The 14,730-nt window shown below is 51.2% G+C and carries 15 protein-coding genes and 1 other annotated feature; of the genes, 11 read left to right on the top strand and 4 right to left on the bottom strand.

Annotated elements, in window-relative coordinates; genetic code table 11:
* The first annotated feature begins 53 nt into the window (after window positions 1-53).
* A complete protein-coding gene (locus ACJHX3_RS10300) occupies window positions 54-1,268 on the top strand; it encodes a DUF3748 domain-containing protein (RefSeq protein ID WP_001469008.1) in 1,215 nt (404 codons plus the stop codon).
* Window position 1,269: 1 nt separating this feature from the next.
* Here the strand turns inward: ACJHX3_RS10300 and ACJHX3_RS10295 are convergent, their stop codons facing one another.
* Window positions 1,270-1,602 (bottom strand): YceK/YidQ family lipoprotein, encoded by a 333-nt coding sequence (locus tag ACJHX3_RS10295; protein ID WP_019843073.1) that lies wholly within the window; start codon window positions 1,600-1,602, stop codon window positions 1,270-1,272.
* 239 nt (window positions 1,603-1,841) lie between these two features.
* Window positions 1,842-1,914: a sequence feature (ROSE (Repression Of Heat Shock gene Expression) occurs in the 5'-region of heat shock genes and acts as an RNA thermometer to modulate expression.), on the top strand.
* Here ACJHX3_RS10295 and ibpA point away from each other — a divergent pair.
* From ibpA to ACJHX3_RS10280, 3 genes are all read left to right on the top strand, one after another.
* Window positions 1,908-2,321 (top strand): small heat shock chaperone IbpA, encoded by a 414-nt coding sequence (gene ibpA, locus ACJHX3_RS10290; RefSeq protein ID WP_001243437.1) that lies wholly within the window; start codon window positions 1,908-1,910, stop codon window positions 2,319-2,321. It overlaps the preceding feature by 7 nt.
* Window positions 2,322-2,432: 111 nt before the next feature.
* Entirely contained in the window at window positions 2,433-2,861 is a 429-nt protein-coding gene (gene ibpB / locus ACJHX3_RS10285) for a small heat shock chaperone IbpB (protein ID WP_001243431.1), read from the top strand.
* 195 nt (window positions 2,862-3,056) lie between these two features.
* A complete protein-coding gene (locus ACJHX3_RS10280; RefSeq protein WP_001279763.1) occupies window positions 3,057-4,718 on the top strand; it encodes a putative transporter in 1,662 nt (553 codons plus the stop codon).
* Here ACJHX3_RS10280 and ACJHX3_RS10275 read toward each other — a convergent pair.
* Window positions 4,715-5,431 (bottom strand): GntR family transcriptional regulator, encoded by a 717-nt coding sequence (locus ACJHX3_RS10275; protein ID WP_001309076.1) that lies wholly within the window; start codon window positions 5,429-5,431, stop codon window positions 4,715-4,717. The genes ACJHX3_RS10280 and ACJHX3_RS10275 overlap by 4 nt on opposite strands.
* Window positions 5,432-5,726: 295 nt before the next feature.
* Here ACJHX3_RS10275 and ACJHX3_RS10270 point away from each other — a divergent pair, with 295 nt between their 5' ends.
* Both ACJHX3_RS10270 and ACJHX3_RS10265 read left to right on the top strand, forming a co-directional pair.
* Window positions 5,727-7,343 (top strand): PTS sugar transporter subunit IIB, encoded by a 1,617-nt coding sequence (locus tag ACJHX3_RS10270; protein ID WP_000952127.1) that lies wholly within the window; start codon window positions 5,727-5,729, stop codon window positions 7,341-7,343.
* Complete coding sequence (locus tag ACJHX3_RS10265) at window positions 7,343-8,665, top strand: 6-phospho-alpha-glucosidase (protein ID WP_000160110.1); 1,323 nt, start codon at window positions 7,343-7,345, stop codon at window positions 8,663-8,665. Before ACJHX3_RS10270 ends, ACJHX3_RS10265 begins: the two co-directional genes overlap by 1 nt.
* Here ACJHX3_RS10265 and ACJHX3_RS10260 read toward each other — a convergent pair.
* On the bottom strand, window positions 8,662-9,555 hold the full coding sequence (locus tag ACJHX3_RS10260; protein WP_001469010.1) for a helix-turn-helix transcriptional regulator: 894 nt from the start codon (window positions 9,553-9,555) through the stop codon (window positions 8,662-8,664). The two genes, ACJHX3_RS10265 and ACJHX3_RS10260, sit on opposite strands and share 4 nt — an antisense overlap.
* Window positions 9,556-9,721: 166 nt before the next feature.
* Between ACJHX3_RS10260 and ACJHX3_RS10255 the strand changes: the two genes are divergently transcribed.
* Window positions 9,722-11,437 carry a solute:sodium symporter family transporter gene (locus ACJHX3_RS10255; RefSeq protein WP_001087125.1) on the top strand — a complete coding sequence of 572 codons (1,716 nt, stop codon included), beginning with the start codon at window positions 9,722-9,724 and terminating at the stop codon, window positions 11,435-11,437.
* On the top strand, window positions 11,434-12,927 hold the full coding sequence (locus ACJHX3_RS10250) for a sulfatase-like hydrolase/transferase (RefSeq protein WP_000828513.1): 1,494 nt from the start codon (window positions 11,434-11,436) through the stop codon (window positions 12,925-12,927). The genes ACJHX3_RS10255 and ACJHX3_RS10250 overlap by 4 nt, the downstream gene beginning before the upstream one ends.
* A gap of 46 nt (window positions 12,928-12,973) precedes the next feature.
* Here the strand turns inward: ACJHX3_RS10250 and yidI are convergent, their stop codons facing one another.
* Entirely contained in the window at window positions 12,974-13,423 is a 450-nt protein-coding gene (yidI, locus tag ACJHX3_RS10245; protein WP_000511310.1) for a protein YidI, read from the bottom strand.
* Window positions 13,424-13,530: 107 nt separating this feature from the next.
* Between yidI and ACJHX3_RS10240 the strand changes: the two genes are divergently transcribed.
* Genes ACJHX3_RS10240 through ACJHX3_RS10230 form a run of 3 tightly spaced genes read left to right on the top strand, consistent with a single transcriptional unit; the run spans window position 13,531 to window position 14,724 of the window.
* The gene (locus tag ACJHX3_RS10240; RefSeq protein ID WP_000703955.1) at window positions 13,531-13,878 is read left to right on the top strand and encodes a YidH family protein; all 348 of its coding nucleotides are present in this window, start codon (window positions 13,531-13,533) and stop codon (window positions 13,876-13,878) included.
* A complete protein-coding gene (locus ACJHX3_RS10235; protein WP_001113437.1) occupies window positions 13,868-14,230 on the top strand; it encodes a DUF202 domain-containing protein in 363 nt (120 codons plus the stop codon). The genes ACJHX3_RS10240 and ACJHX3_RS10235 overlap by 11 nt, the downstream gene beginning before the upstream one ends.
* A complete protein-coding gene (locus tag ACJHX3_RS10230; RefSeq protein WP_000148049.1) occupies window positions 14,227-14,724 on the top strand; it encodes a radical SAM protein in 498 nt (165 codons plus the stop codon). The genes ACJHX3_RS10235 and ACJHX3_RS10230 overlap by 4 nt, the downstream gene beginning before the upstream one ends.
* Window positions 14,725-14,730 lie beyond the last annotated feature (6 nt).

The raw sequence follows: 14,730 nt of genomic DNA, 5'->3' as shown, positions 1-14,730 counted from the left end.
TGAAGTCCTTGTGAAGTATGATGGCGGGACCCGTTTTGTATCAGGACCGCGCCATGAAACAGATAACCTTTGCTCCCCGTAATCACCTGCTCACCAATACCAATACCTGGACGCCCGACAGCCAGTGGCTGGTATTTGACGTGCGTCCTTCTGGGGCGTCGTTTACTGGCGAGACCATTGAGCGTGTGAATATCCATACCGGCGAGGTCGAGGTTATCTATCGCGCGTCACAGGGCGCACACGTCGGCGTGGTGACCGTTCATCCGAAGTCAGAGAAATATGTCTTTATTCACGGCCCGGAAAATCCTGATGAAACATGGCATTACGACTTCCATCATCGGCGCGGAGTGATTGCTGAAGGCGGCAAGGTGAGCAATCTCGATGCAATGGATATTACCGCGCCGTACACCCCAGGAGCGCTGCGCGGCGGCAGCCATGTGCATGTCTTTAGCCCGAACGGAGAAAGGGTGAGCTTTACCTATAACGACCATGTAATGCATCAACTCGATTCGGCGCTGGATTTGCGAAACGTCGGTGTTGCTGCGCCGTTTGGCCCGGTCAATGTACAAAAGCAGCATCCGCGTGAATACAGCGGTAGCCACTGGTGTGTGCTGGTGAGTAAAACCACGCCCACGCCGCAGCCTGGCAGTGATGAAATCAATCGTGCTTATGAAGAAGGATGGGTAGGAAATCACGCGCTGGCGTTTATTGGCGACACACTTTCGCCAAAGGGCGAGAAAGTGCCGGAGCTATTTATCGTTGAGTTACCGCAAGATGAAGCTGGCTGGAAAGCGGCAGGTGATGCGCCGTTAAGTGGAACGGAAACAACCCTGCCCGCGCCACCGCGTGGCGTCGTGCAGCGACGTTTAACCTTTACCCACCATCGGGCTTATCCGGGGTTAGTCAACGTCCCGCGCCACTGGGTGCGCTGTAATCCGCAGGGTACGCAAATCGCGTTTTTAATGCGTGATGATAACGGCATTGTGCAACTGTGGCTTATCTCGCCACAAGGCGGCGAGCCGCGCCAGTTAACCCATAATAAAACGGATATTCAGTCTGCATTTAACTGGCATCCGTCAGGAGAATGGTTGGGCTTTGTGCTGGATAATCGAATTGCTTGCGCCCATGCGCAAAGCGGCGAGGTTGAGTATTTAACCGAAAACCACGCCAATCCACCTTCTGCGGACGCCGTGGTCTTCTCGCCGGATGGTCAGTGGCTGGCGTGGATGGAAGGCGGCCAGCTGTGGATCACCGAAACTGATCGCTAAATCAGTTATCAGGCATTCTGGCGGGTGGAATAACCGCATTTGTGGCTTGCGCGTTGGCTTCGCTTTTTTCAACGCGTGAGCGCACCGAGCTGTCTTTGCGGAACACATCCCACGGCAGTAAAAGCGTGTCCATCACAGCGGTAAACGGCATATCGAGAATCGCCAGCGACTTAGTGCCCCAGTTGGTTTCCTCGTCGCCAATCATGGTGGCGCTGGCGCGGGTGCCGGGATACGTTCCTTCTTTCCCCCCGGTATGGGACATCACGCTGGAGCATCCTCCGAGTAATGTCATTCCGCTGCATATCATGAACGCTAACAACACATTTCTTATCATAATAAATTCATCTGTTGATCGTGGGTGTTGGCCTGATGAGTTATAGCGATCCCTTGCTGAAAATAACATCATCATTACGTCGCACTGTGGCGGCTATCGCACTTTAACGTTTCGTGCTGCCCCCTCAGTCTATGCAATAGACCATAAACTGCAAAAAAAAGTCCGCTGATAAGGCTTGAAAAGTTCATTTCCAGACCCATTTTTACATCGTAGCCGATGAGGACGCGCCTGATGGGTGTTCTGGCTACCTGACCTGTCCATTGTGGAAGGTCTTACATTCTCGCTGATTTCAGGAGCTATTGATTATGCGTAACTTTGATTTATCCCCGCTTTACCGTTCTGCTATTGGATTTGACCGTTTGTTTAACCACTTAGAAAACAACCAGAGCCAGAGTAATGGCGGCTACCCTCCGTATAACGTTGAACTGGTAGACGAAAACCATTACCGCATTGCTATCGCTGTGGCTGGTTTTGCTGAGAGCGAACTGGAAATTACCGCCCAGGATAATCTGCTGGTGGTGAAAGGTGCTCACGCCGACGAACAAAAAGAGCGCACCTATCTGTACCAGGGCATCGCTGAACGCAACTTTGAACGTAAATTCCAGTTAGCTGAGAACATTCATGTTCGTGGCGCTAACCTGGTGAATGGTCTGCTGTATATCGATCTCGAACGCGTGATTCCGGAAGCGAAAAAACCGCGCCGTATCGAAATCAACTAATTCCTTAAGGCCGCCTGGCGCGGCCTGACATCTCCATGCTCGCCGTCAGGGAGCATATGCGAATCTTCGGATTTGCAGGTACTTACTCGCTTCTTAGAAGGAGAAATGACTATGCGTAACTTCGATTTATCCCCACTGATGCGTCAATGGATCGGTTTTGACAAACTGGCCAACGCACTGCAAAACGCCGGTGAAAGCCAGAGCTTCCCGCCGTACAACATTGAGAAAAGCGACGATAACCACTACCGCATTACCCTTGCGCTGGCAGGTTTTCGTCAGGAAGATTTAGAGATTCAACTGGAAGGTACGCGCCTGAGCGTAAAAGGCACGCCGGAGCAGCCAAAAGAAGAGAAAAAATGGCTGCATCAAGGGCTTATGAATCAGCCATTTAGCCTGAGCTTTACGCTGGCTGAAAATATGGAAGTCTCTGGTGCAACCTTCGTAAACGGTTTACTGCATATTGATTTAATTCGTAATGAGCCTGAACCCATCGCAGCGCAGCGTATCGCTATCAGCGAACGTCCCGCGTTAAATAGCTAACTAGCTATTCTCTTTGCCCCGCCATTCTGGTGGGGCTTTTTTTGTCTTTCTTCTTCAACAATGCGTTAATTTTCGCCTGTTTAAGATATTTCGGCACGTTCTTTCCCGTGATAATGTGCGCTATAAGGCAAATCTGCTTCACCGATTCAGCCATAATCCGTAGCAATTAAAATGTTATCTCAAGAGAAATGGACGATGAGTGATATAGCATTAACGGTCAGTATTCTGGCTTTGGTGGCAGTCGTCGGTTTGTTTATCGGCAACGTCAAATTTCGCGGCATAGGATTAGGTATTGGCGGCGTGCTGTTTGGTGGGATCATCGTCGGCCATTTTGTTTCTCAGGCGGGGATGACATTAAGTAGCGATATGCTGCATGTTATTCAGGAATTTGGCCTGATCCTGTTCGTTTATACCATCGGGATTCAGGTGGGTCCGGGCTTCTTTGCCTCATTGCGCGTCTCCGGATTACGCCTCAACCTGTTTGCTGTTCTGATCGTCATCATCGGTGGTCTGGTTACCGCCATCCTGCATAAACTGTTTGATATTCCACTGCCGGTAGTACTGGGGATTTTCTCCGGTGCGGTAACCAATACGCCAGCACTGGGGGCAGGGCAGCAGATCTTGCGCGACCTGGGTACACCAATGGAAATGGTCGATCAGATGGGGATGAGTTACGCGATGGCGTATCCATTCGGCATTTGCGGGATTTTGTTCACCATGTGGATGTTGCGGGTTATTTTCCGCGTCAATGTCGAGACAGAAGCCCAGCAGCACGAGTCTTCACGCACCAATGGCGGCGCGCTGATCAGGACTATCAATATTCGCGTTGAGAACCCTAACCTGCATGATTTAGCCATTAAAGATGTACCGATTCTCAATGGCGACAAAATTATCTGCTCGCGTCTGAAACGCGAAGAAACCCTAAAAGTACCTTCGCCAGATACCATTATCCAACTGGGCGATTTGCTGCATCTGGTGGGGCAGCCAGCGGATTTACATAATGCGCAACTGGTGATTGGTCAGGAGGTCGATACCTCGCTGTCTACGAAAGGCACTGATTTGCGCGTCGAGCGTGTGGTGGTCACCAATGAAAACGTGCTCGGAAAACGTATTCGCGACCTGCACTTTAAAGAACGCTATGACGTTGTTATCTCGCGCCTGAACCGTGCCGGGGTCGAACTGGTAGCCAGTGGTGATATCAGCCTGCAGTTCGGCGATATTCTCAACCTGGTGGGGCGTCCGTCCGCAATTGATGCCGTTGCCAATGTGCTGGGGAATGCGCAGCAAAAACTGCAACAGGTACAGATGCTGCCGGTGTTTATTGGTATCGGGCTTGGCGTATTGTTAGGTTCTATTCCCGTCTTTGTGCCGGGATTCCCGGCCGCGTTGAAACTGGGGCTGGCGGGCGGTCCGCTGATTATGGCGTTGATCCTCGGGCGTATCGGCAGTATCGGCAAGCTGTACTGGTTTATGCCGCCAAGTGCCAACCTCGCGCTGCGGGAGCTGGGGATCGTGCTGTTCCTCTCGGTCGTTGGTCTGAAATCTGGTGGGGATTTTGTGAATACCCTGGTCAATGGCGAAGGGCTAAGCTGGATTGGATATGGTGCCCTGATCACCGCCGTTCCGCTGATTACTGTTGGTATTCTGGCGCGGATGTTAGCCAAAATGAATTACCTGACCATGTGCGGGATGCTGGCTGGCTCCATGACCGATCCACCGGCGCTGGCGTTTGCTAATAATCTTCATCCAACGAGCGGTGCGGCGGCGCTCTCTTACGCCACTGTCTATCCGTTAGTGATGTTCCTGCGCATTATCACCCCCCAATTACTGGCGGTGCTCTTCTGGAGTATCGGTTAACTCTTTTCCGGGTGGAGTCGCCGTAAATGGTACTCCACCTGGTATTCGTTGGCATTTCTGAACATCACTGAATAATTCAAAAACTCCCCGCTCTCGCTATATGACAACGAGGTGATCCGCAGCAGTGGCGTGTGTTCCGCTACCTTCATTTGCCGCGCCAGCAGTCTATCGGCGAGCACCGGCGTCAGGCTTTCATAATTACCGCCAATCAGAATCCCGCACTCTTGTTCAATATATTCAAACTTCGACCCTTCCAGATGTTGCAGCGATAGGTTGCGGAACAGTTTTACCGGCATATAGCTGTCTTCCAGCATCAGCGGTTTCCCTTCCACAAAACGAACGCGACGGGAGAAGTAGATCTGCTCGTTGATTTGAATCCGTAACTGGCTGGCAATGGCCGGAGGCGCAGGCATGATTTCAAAAATCAGCACCTGGCTGGTGACCGTTTTTCCCTGGCGTTTTAACACCTCCACCAGCCCGGTCAGGCTGGCGGTTTGATGCAATACATCTTTGCGCACCAGGTAAGTACCGCTACCGTGGCGGCGGACCACCAGCCCCCACGCCACCAGAAGGTCAATGGCTTTACGGATGGTCATCCGCGATACCGCAAACTCTTCCGCCAGCTTTTTTTCACCGGGAAGAAGGCTGTTTAGCGTGAAATCTGCGGAATTAAGTCGAATTCTTAACCGCTCCGCAATGCTTTTGTAGATCATCTCTAGATCTCTTTTTTGCCTGCAAGCCCGGGTAATGCGCCCACAAGTTCTGCTTAATCGATTGAAAAAACATCTTTTTTTTAAAGATGTGTTCGATGCTGTGTACCAGTGCTCACAGATGTCTACTTTTTTGCGAAAACGTAGATCTCTACCGCCCAACGAAAAGCATGAAAGCGATCACGAATCCCACTGGGTCGTCATGTTCTGCCGATCGCATCTTCCTATCCTCGCTCCAGGCCTGCCGCATAACCAATCAGGCTTCCTACTTACAGAATTGAGAAAAGAGGATGTGGAAATGCTCAGTCAAATTCAACGCTTTGGCGGCGCGATGTTCACGCCAGTGCTGCTGTTTCCCTTCGCCGGGATTGTGGTGGGTCTTGCCATCTTGCTGCAAAACCCGATGTTTGTCGGGGAATCACTGACCGATCCAAACAGTTTGTTCGCGCAAATCGTACACATTATTGAAGAGGGCGGTTGGACGGTATTCCGTAATATGCCGCTGATTTTTGCTGTCGGTTTACCCATTGGCCTTGCTAAGCAAGCGCAGGGGCGTGCTTGTCTGGCGGTGATGGTGAGTTTCCTGACCTGGAACTATTTCATCAACGCGATGGGAATGACCTGGGGAAGCTACTTCGGCGTCGATTTCACTCAGGACGCGGTGGCAGGTAGCGGTCTGACAATGATGGCCGGGATTAAAACCCTCGATACCAGCATTATCGGCGCAATTATCATTTCCGGCATTGTGACGGCGCTGCATAATCGTCTGTTCGATAAAAAACTGCCGGTTTTTCTCGGCATTTTCCAGGGGACGTCTTATGTGGTGATTATCGCCTTCCTGGTGATGATCCCCTGTGCCTGGCTGACATTGCTCGGCTGGCCAAAAGTACAAATGGGGATTGAATCTCTGCAAGCGTTCCTGCGTTCGGCGGGTGCGCTTGGGGTCTGGGTTTACACCTTCCTCGAACGTATTCTGATCCCAACCGGTTTACACCACTTCATCTACGGACCGTTTATCTTTGGTCCGGCAGCTGTTGAAGGCGGCATTCAGATGTACTGGGCGCAGCATCTGCAAGAGTTCAGTTTGAGCGCCGAGCCGCTGAAATCGTTGTTCCCGGAAGGCGGTTTTGCCCTGCACGGTAACTCAAAAATCTTTGGTGCCGTGGGCATTTCTTTAGCGATGTACTTCACTGCCGCACCGGAAAATCGGGTAAAAGTGGCGGGCTTGCTGATTCCCGCAACCTTAACCGCCATGCTGGTGGGAATTACCGAACCGCTGGAATTTACCTTCCTGTTCATTTCACCGTTGCTGTTTGCAGTACACGCCGTGCTGGCGGCCTCAATGTCGACCGTAATGTATCTCTTTGGTGTGGTGGGCAACATGGGCGGTGGTTTGATTGACCAGGTTTTACCGCAAAACTGGATCCCGATGTTCAGCAACCACGCGGATATGATGCTGACCCAAATCGCCATTGGGTTGTGCTTTACCCTGCTGTACTTCGTGGTTTTCCGCACCCTGATTCTGCAGTTCAACATGTGCACGCCGGGACGTGAAGATGCGGAAGTGAAACTCTACTCAAAAGCCGAATATAAAGCCTCGCGAGGCCAAACCACCGCGGCAGAGCCAAAAAAAGAGCTGGATCAGGCTGCCGGTATCCTGCAAGCCCTGGGCGGGGTCGGCAATATCTCCAGCATCAACAATTGCGCGACGCGTCTACGGATTGCACTGCATGACATGTCACAAACGCTGGATGACGAAGTCTTTAAAAAGCTGGGAGCGCACGGCGTCTTCCGTAGTGGCGATGCCATTCAGGTGATCATTGGTCTGCATGTATCCCAGCTACGTGAACAGCTCGATAGCTTAATTAATTCTCATCAATCAGCAGAAAATGTTGCCATTACGGAGGCAGTATAATGACCAAATTCTCAGTGGTTGTCGCAGGCGGTGGAAGCACCTTTACGCCAGGCATCGTGTTGATGCTCCTGGCGAATCAGGACCGTTTCCCGCTTCGTGCACTGAAATTTTATGATAACGATGGCGCGCGGCAGGAAGTCATTGCTGAAGCCTGTAAAGTCATCCTTAAAGAGAAAGCGCCGGACATTGCGTTTAGTTACACCACCGATCCTGAAGTGGCGTTCAGCGACGTTGATTTTGTCATGGCGCACATCCGCGTCGGCAAATACCCGATGCGCGAACTGGATGAAAAAATCCCGCTGCGCCACGGCGTTGTTGGACAGGAAACTTGCGGACCCGGCGGAATAGCGTACGGCATGCGTTCCATTGGCGGCGTCCTGGAACTGGTGGATTATATGGAAAAATATTCACCAAATGCCTGGATGCTCAACTACTCCAACCCGGCAGCCATTGTCGCAGAAGCCACGCGTCGTCTGCGCCCGAATGCGAAAATCCTCAACATCTGTGACATGCCAATCGGTATTGAAAGCCGGATGGCGCAAATTGTTGGGCTGCAAGATCGCAAACAGATGCGCGTGCGCTACTACGGCCTGAACCACTTTGGCTGGTGGACATCAATTGAAGATTTGCAGGGCAACGACCTGATGCCCCAGCTGCGGCAATATGTCTCTAAGCACGGTTATGTTCCACCGCAGCAAGATACACATACTGAAGCGAGCTGGAACGACACCTATGCAAAAGCGCGGGATGTCCAGGCACTGGACCCGGATACATTGCCGAACACCTATCTGAAATATTATCTCTTCCCGGATTATGTCGTTCAGCATTCCAACCCTGAACATACCCGCGCGAATGAGGTGATGGAACATCGCGAGAAACAGGTTTTCGATGCTTGCCGCGCCATTACGGCGGCAGGAAATTCAGCGGCGGGCAAGCTGGAAATTGACGAACATGCGTCATACATCGTCGATCTGGCGGCGGCAATTGCCTTCAACACTCAGGAGCGGATGTTGCTGATTGTGCCTAACAACGGGGCAATCCATAACTTTGATGATGAAGCGATGGTCGAGATCCCGTGTCTGGTCGGGCACAACGGACCAGAACCACTGGTGGTCGGCGATATCCCGCAGTTTCAGAAAGGGTTAATGAGTCAGCAAGTGGCGGTGGAAAAACTGGTCGTGGACGCCTGGGAACAGCGTTCATATCAGCACCTGTGGCAGGCGATTACGTTGTCGAAAACGGTACCGAGCGCCGCGGTCGCCAAAGCTATTCTGGATGAGTTGCTGGAGGCCAACAAAGCGTACTGGCCAGAGTTACGTTAATTGTGTGGACTGGCATCCGTTGGGTGCTGGTCCGTATTCTTCAGCACAGTTGACGGCGCATAACCAAATTTATGTTTAAAGGCTTTGCTGAAATGAAAGGAGTCGAAGAAGTTGAGCGTATCAGCGACTTCGCCAACCGAGTTCCCTTGTTGCTTTAATAGCGATAGCGCCAGATCCAGACGTGCATCGAGGTAATATTCTTTCGGCGTCTTGCCGGTATAGCGTAAAAACAGACGACGCAACCAGGCTTCGCTACAGGGGATCGTGGCAGCCATATCAGCTACGCTCCAGCGTTGTTGCAGACTGGCATGTAAAGTGGCAATTAGTTTTTCAATTTGCCGCCGTTGTGGATCTTTTTTACCGTCTGAGTACATAAGACAAATCCACTGATAAATAATTTTCGTCAGAAAAGCGACTGCCAGATTATTTTTTATTTCTTCTGGTGAAGTAATTAATTCAGCAACTTCGGTGAGTTCCTGATTATAAACTTCGCCATTATAAATAACGCTTTGCTGACCGACGGGAATATCCATCATACTGGTGGGGGTAAATTCCATCCAGTACTGTTCCCAGACTAAACCTTCACAGTGATAAGAGTGAATATCCATTGGCTTTAAAAATATAATACAGTTGCCATGCAGAGTTATTTGTTCGCCATTCTTTAAAATAATTTTCCCACATCCTTGTACGGTATACACCGCAACCCATGAGTTGGCGATAAGCGGTTTCTTCTTGTCCCGCGGCCAGATCACCCGATAATGCTCGTCGGCGTAGGTATGCCAGAGCGAGATCAGAGAAATTCCGCTGGAGATCACATTTTCGTTAATCAATAAGGGAATATTGTACGGAGTTTCGTTTTTTACATCCGAACTTTGCAATTTTCCATTCATTTTAATATCCCTCCGGCGAATTATGCTCACAACCTGAACTTAACAGAAAACAATCCGTTCAGGGATACGATGTTTGTATTTTAAGAATCTGACTGCCTGACCCGACGCATTTTACCTCTCCCTATATTCATGCGTCCGGGACATAAACATAAATAAGGGCTATGAGATGAATTCGTTACAAATCTTGAGTTTTGTCGGTTTTACGCTGCTGGTGGCGGTCATCACCTGGTGGAAGGTCCGTAAAGCAGATACCGGATCGCAACAAGGCTATTTTCTTGCCGGACGATCACTAAAAGCGCCGGTTATTGCCGCTTCGTTAATGTTAACCAACCTTTCCACGGAACAACTGGTCGGCCTTTCCGGGCAGGCCTACAAAAGCGGCATGTCGGTGATGGGCTGGGAAGTGACTTCAGCGGTGACGCTGATCTTCCTCGCGCTAATCTTTTTACCGCGCTATCTGAAGCGCGGCATTGCCACCATCCCCGATTTTCTGGAGGAACGTTATGATAAAACGACGCGTATTATCATCGACTTCTGCTTCCTCATTGCCACCGGCGTCTGCTTTCTGCCGATTGTTCTCTACTCCGGCGCGTTGGCGCTCAACAGCCTGTTTCACGTCGGGGAATCGTTACAAATTTCCCACGGCGCGGCTATCTGGCTACTGGTTATTTTGCTTGGTCTGGCGGGAATTTTGTATGCGGTAATCGGCGGACTGCGCGCAATGGCAGTGGCGGACTCCATTAACGGTATTGGGCTGGTTATTGGCGGGTTGATGGTACCGGTATTTGGCCTGATCGCGATGGGCAAGGGCAGCTTTACGCAGGGCATTGAGCAAATTACCACCGTTCACGCCGAGAAATTAAACTCAGTCGGTGGCCCGACCGATCCCTTGCCGATTGGCGCGGCATTTACCGGTTTAATTCTGGTGAACACCTTTTACTGGTGTACAAATCAGGGCATCGTGCAACGCACGCTGGCGTCAAAAAGCCTGGCGGAAGGGCAAAAGGGGGCGCTGTTAACGGCGGTGCTGAAAATGCTCGACCCGCTGGTACTGGTACTGCCAGGGTTGATTGCGTTTCATCTGTATCAGGATCTACCGAAAGCCGACATGGCCTACCCGACGCTGGTCAATAACGTTCTGCCAGTGCCACTGGTGGGTTTCTTCGGCGCGGTGTTATTTGGTGCGGTGATCAGTACCTTCAACGGCTTTCTGAATAGCGCCAGTACGTTATTCAGTATGGGTATTTACCGTCGCATCATTAACCAGAATGCCGAGCCGCAGCAGCTGGTCACCGTCGGGCGCAAATTTGGTTTCTTTATCGCCATCGTTTCGGTGCTGGTCGCGCCGTGGATCGCCAACGCGCCGCAGGGGCTGTATAGCTGGATGAAACAGCTCAACGGTATTTACAACGTGCCGCTGGTTACCATCATCATTATGGGCTTTTTCTTCCCGCGCATTCCGGCGCTGGCGGCAAAAGTGGCGATGGGGATTGGCATAATCAGCTACATCACCATCAACTATCTGGTGAAGTTCGACTTCCATTTCCTCTATGTGCTGGCCTGTACGTTCTGTATCAACGTGGTAGTGATGCTGGTGATCGGTTTTATCAAACCGCGCGCCACGCCGTTCACCTTCAAAGATGCGTTTGCGGTGGACATGAAACCGTGGAAAAACGTCAAGATCGCGTCAATGGGTATCCTGTTCGCGATGATTGGCGTCTATGCCGGGCTGGCTGAATTCGGCGGCTACGGTACGCGCTGGTTAGCGATGATCAGTTATTTCATTGCCGCCGTAGTGATTGTCTACCTGATTTTTGACAGCTGGCGGCATCGTCACGACCCAGCCGTAACCTTTACTCCCGACGCGAAGGATAGCCTATGAAACGCCCCAATTTTCTGTTCATCATGACCGATACCCAGGCCACCAATATGGTCGGTTGCTATAGCGGTAAGCCGCTGAATACGCAAAATATTGATAGTCTGGCGGCGGAAAGTATTCGCTTTAATTCCGCCTATACCTGTTCACCAGTTTGTACACCAGCGCGCGCCGGGCTGTTTACCGGTATCTACGCTAACCAGTCCGGCCCGTGGACCAACAACGTCGCGCCAGGCAAAAACATTTCCACCATGGGGCGCTACTTTAAGGATGCGGGCTATCACACCTGTTACATTGGCAAATGGCATCTCGACGGTCATGACTATTTCGGCACTGGCGAGTGTCCGCCGGAGTGGGACGCTGATTACTGGTTCGATGGGGCGAACTATCTTAGCGAACTGACGGAAAAAGAGATTAGCCTGTGGCGCAATGGCCTAAACAGCGTCGAAGATTTACAGGCGAACCATATTGACGAAACCTTCACCTGGGCGCACCGCATCAGCAATCGAGCGGTGGATTTTCTGCAACAGCCCGCGCGCGCCGAGGAACCCTTCCTGATGGTGGTTTCGTATGATGAGCCGCATCACCCGTTCACCTGTCCGGTGGAGTATTTAGAGAAATACGCTGATTTTTACTACGAGCTGGGCGAGAAAGCACAGGATGACCTGGCTAACAAACCGGAACATCACCGCTTATGGGCGCAGGCGATGCCATCGCCAGTCGGTGATGACGGGCTTTATCACCATCCGCTCTATTTTGCCTGTAATGACTTTGTTGATGACCAAATCGGACGGGTCATCAATGCCTTAACGCCAGAGCAACGTGAAAATACGTGGGTCATTTATACCTCCGATCATGGTGAAATGATGGGTGCACATAAGCTGATCAGTAAAGGAGCGGCGATGTATGACGACATCACCCGTATTCCGCTGATCATCCGTTCGCCGCAAGGGGAGCGGCGACAGGTCGATACGCCAGTCAGTCATATCGATTTACTGCCGACAATGATGGCGCTGGCAGATATTGAAAAACCAGAGATTCTGCCGGGGGAAAATATCCTTGCCGTGAAAGAGCCACGCGGCGTAATGGTGGAATTTAACCGCTACGAGATTGAGCATGACAGCTTTGGCGGTTTTATTCCGGTGCGTTGCTGGGTGACGGATGACTTTAAACTGGTGCTCAACCTCTTCACCAGTGATGAACTTTACGATCGCCGTAATGACCCAAATGAAATGCATAACCTGATCGATGATATCCGTTTTGCAGACGTTCGCAGCAAAATGCATGACGCCTTATTGGATTACATGGACAAAATTCGCGATCCGTTCCGCAGTTATCAATGGAGCCTGCGTCCGTGGCGTAAAGATGCACAGCCGCGCTGGATGGGGGCATTTCGTCCACGCCCACAAGATGGCTATTCGCCAGTAGTACGCGACTATGACACCGGCCTACCGACACAAGGGGTGAAGGTGGAAGAGAAAAAACAGAAGTTCTGACGATAATGCCCGCTGATGATCACCCGGCGGGCATTATTCAGGCTGCTTAAACCAGCGAACCGCCGGTCAGGAAGGAAAAGATAAGGAATATCAGCAAAATGCTGCACACGATGCCGATACCAAAAAGCAAGGTATGGAAAGCCAGCGTCCCGCCGCCAAAAACCAGCGCGCCGCGAATGCCCCAGCGATTTTCCTTACGCATACCGCCAACAAATGCGCAAAGTAGCGCAGCAATGGCCAGTGCGATACCGCTTTGATCGAGGATTTTATCGACATCCACGTCCTCTTTTTTCTCCACGGTGGTAATTTTTTCGCCTTTTATTCCGGCGAGAAGACCTCTTTTAATTTCAGCCGTTTTATCCGCCACGATGCTTTCAAGCGTTGGCTGTGGTGCGGAAAAAGGGCCGAATGAAAAGTGGATAATCCCCATCATTAAAGCGATGGCACCGAACAGCATGCCCAATGAACTGATTTTAGTTTGCGCTATGATACCCATCTGACCTCCTTGTAGCGGATGGCAAAAGCATATCAGGAAACGGGCGGACGAAATTCTTAAAAAAATCGCTAAAGATAGAGCGTTAGTGAAATTGCAAAGGAGCAACAATGAAAATTTCCCGCCTCGGAGAAGCGCCCGATTACCGCTTCTCGCTGGCTAATGAGCGTACTTTTCTGGCGTGGATCCGTACCGCACTAGGATTTCTGGCGGCGGGGGTTGGGCTTGACCAACTTGCGCCAGATTTCGCCACGCCCGTCATTCGCGAACTGCTGGCGTTGTTGTTGTGTCTGTTTTCCGGCGGGTTAGCGATGTATGGCTACTTGCGCTGGTTACGCAATGAAAAAGCGATGCGTCTGAAAGAGGACCTGCCCTATACCAACAGCTTATTAATCATCAGTTTAATATTGATGATCGTGGCGGTGATCGTCATGGGACTGGTGTTGTATGCCGGATAGCCGCAAAGCCAGACGCATTGCCGACCCAGGGCTGCAGCCGGAGCGTACATCACTGGCGTGGTTTCGTACCATGCTGGGCTACGGCGCGTTGATGGCGTTGGCTATCAAACACAACTGGCACCAGGCGGGCATGTTATTCTGGATTTCGATTGGCATTCTCACCATCGTGGCGCTGATCCTCTGGCACTACACCCGTAATCGCAATTTAATGGATGTCACGAATAGCGATTTTTCCCAATTTCACGTAGTCCGTGACAAATTTTTGATCTCCCTCGCGGTGTTATCTCTCGCAATACTGTTTGCTGTAACGCATATACATCAACTTATCGTATTTATTGAGAGAGTCGCATGACAGGAAGTCAGGTCATTGATGCTGAAGAGGACAGGCATAAACTGGTTGTAGAGTACAAGGATGCTCTGCAACCTGCCGATTTTTATCACAATTTCAAACAACGGGGTATCCGCTCCGTACAGCTCATTCCCCATCTTGAATTTGATGACCGGGGCGATCTGACGGCCGCTTCGGTGACAGCAGAGCTGTGGGGGAAATTTTTAATTACCCTGTTTGAGTGTTGGGTGCGGGCAGATATCAGTCGTATTTCGATTGAGCTTTTTGACGCCACCCTACAAAAATGGTGTGGCAGCGAAAACCCGCACTCGCGCCGTGACTGCCAAACGTGCGACTGGCATCGGCTGTGTCCGCACGCTCGGGAGGAGACGCCAGACAGCGTGCTATGTGCGGGCTATCAGGCGTTTTATTCTTACTCCGCACCGCATATGCGGGTGATGCGTGATCTGATAAAGCAGCATCGTTCTCCCATGGAGCTGATGACGATGCTGCGGTGATGTGCG

It is taken from the genome of Escherichia sp. WS1265 (genome assembly GCF_046487585.1).
In the GTDB taxonomy this organism is placed as follows: Bacteria; Pseudomonadota; Gammaproteobacteria; order Enterobacterales; family Enterobacteriaceae; genus Escherichia; species Escherichia coli.
The sequence above is the reverse complement of the archived record's forward strand: the minus strand, read 5'-3'. Positions and strand labels throughout refer to the sequence as shown.

Coding starts and splice junctions, on each gene's coding strand:
- ACJHX3_RS10265 (WP_000160110.1), top strand. CDS start 7,343: ATGACCAAATTCTCAGTGGTTGTCGCAGGCGGTGGAAGCACCTTTACG.
- ACJHX3_RS10300 (WP_001469008.1), top strand. CDS start 54: ATGAAACAGATAACCTTTGCTCCCCGTAATCACCTGCTCACCAATACC.
- ACJHX3_RS10280 (WP_001279763.1), top strand. CDS start 3,057: ATGAGTGATATAGCATTAACGGTCAGTATTCTGGCTTTGGTGGCAGTC.
- ACJHX3_RS10295 (WP_019843073.1), bottom strand. CDS start 1,602: ATGATAAGAAATGTGTTGTTAGCGTTCATGATATGCAGCGGAATGACA.
- ibpB (WP_001243431.1), top strand. CDS start 2,433: ATGCGTAACTTCGATTTATCCCCACTGATGCGTCAATGGATCGGTTTT.
- ACJHX3_RS10235 (WP_001113437.1), top strand. CDS start 13,868: ATGCCGGATAGCCGCAAAGCCAGACGCATTGCCGACCCAGGGCTGCAG.
- ACJHX3_RS10250 (WP_000828513.1), top strand. CDS start 11,434: ATGAAACGCCCCAATTTTCTGTTCATCATGACCGATACCCAGGCCACC.
- ACJHX3_RS10240 (WP_000703955.1), top strand. CDS start 13,531: ATGAAAATTTCCCGCCTCGGAGAAGCGCCCGATTACCGCTTCTCGCTG.
- ACJHX3_RS10270 (WP_000952127.1), top strand. CDS start 5,727: ATGCTCAGTCAAATTCAACGCTTTGGCGGCGCGATGTTCACGCCAGTG.
- ACJHX3_RS10255 (WP_001087125.1), top strand. CDS start 9,722: ATGAATTCGTTACAAATCTTGAGTTTTGTCGGTTTTACGCTGCTGGTG.
- ACJHX3_RS10260 (WP_001469010.1), bottom strand. CDS start 9,555: ATGAATGGAAAATTGCAAAGTTCGGATGTAAAAAACGAAACTCCGTAC.
- ibpA (WP_001243437.1), top strand. CDS start 1,908: ATGCGTAACTTTGATTTATCCCCGCTTTACCGTTCTGCTATTGGATTT.
- ACJHX3_RS10275 (WP_001309076.1), bottom strand. CDS start 5,431: ATGATCTACAAAAGCATTGCGGAGCGGTTAAGAATTCGACTTAATTCC.
- ACJHX3_RS10230 (WP_000148049.1), top strand. CDS start 14,227: ATGACAGGAAGTCAGGTCATTGATGCTGAAGAGGACAGGCATAAACTG.
- yidI (WP_000511310.1), bottom strand. CDS start 13,423: ATGGGTATCATAGCGCAAACTAAAATCAGTTCATTGGGCATGCTGTTC.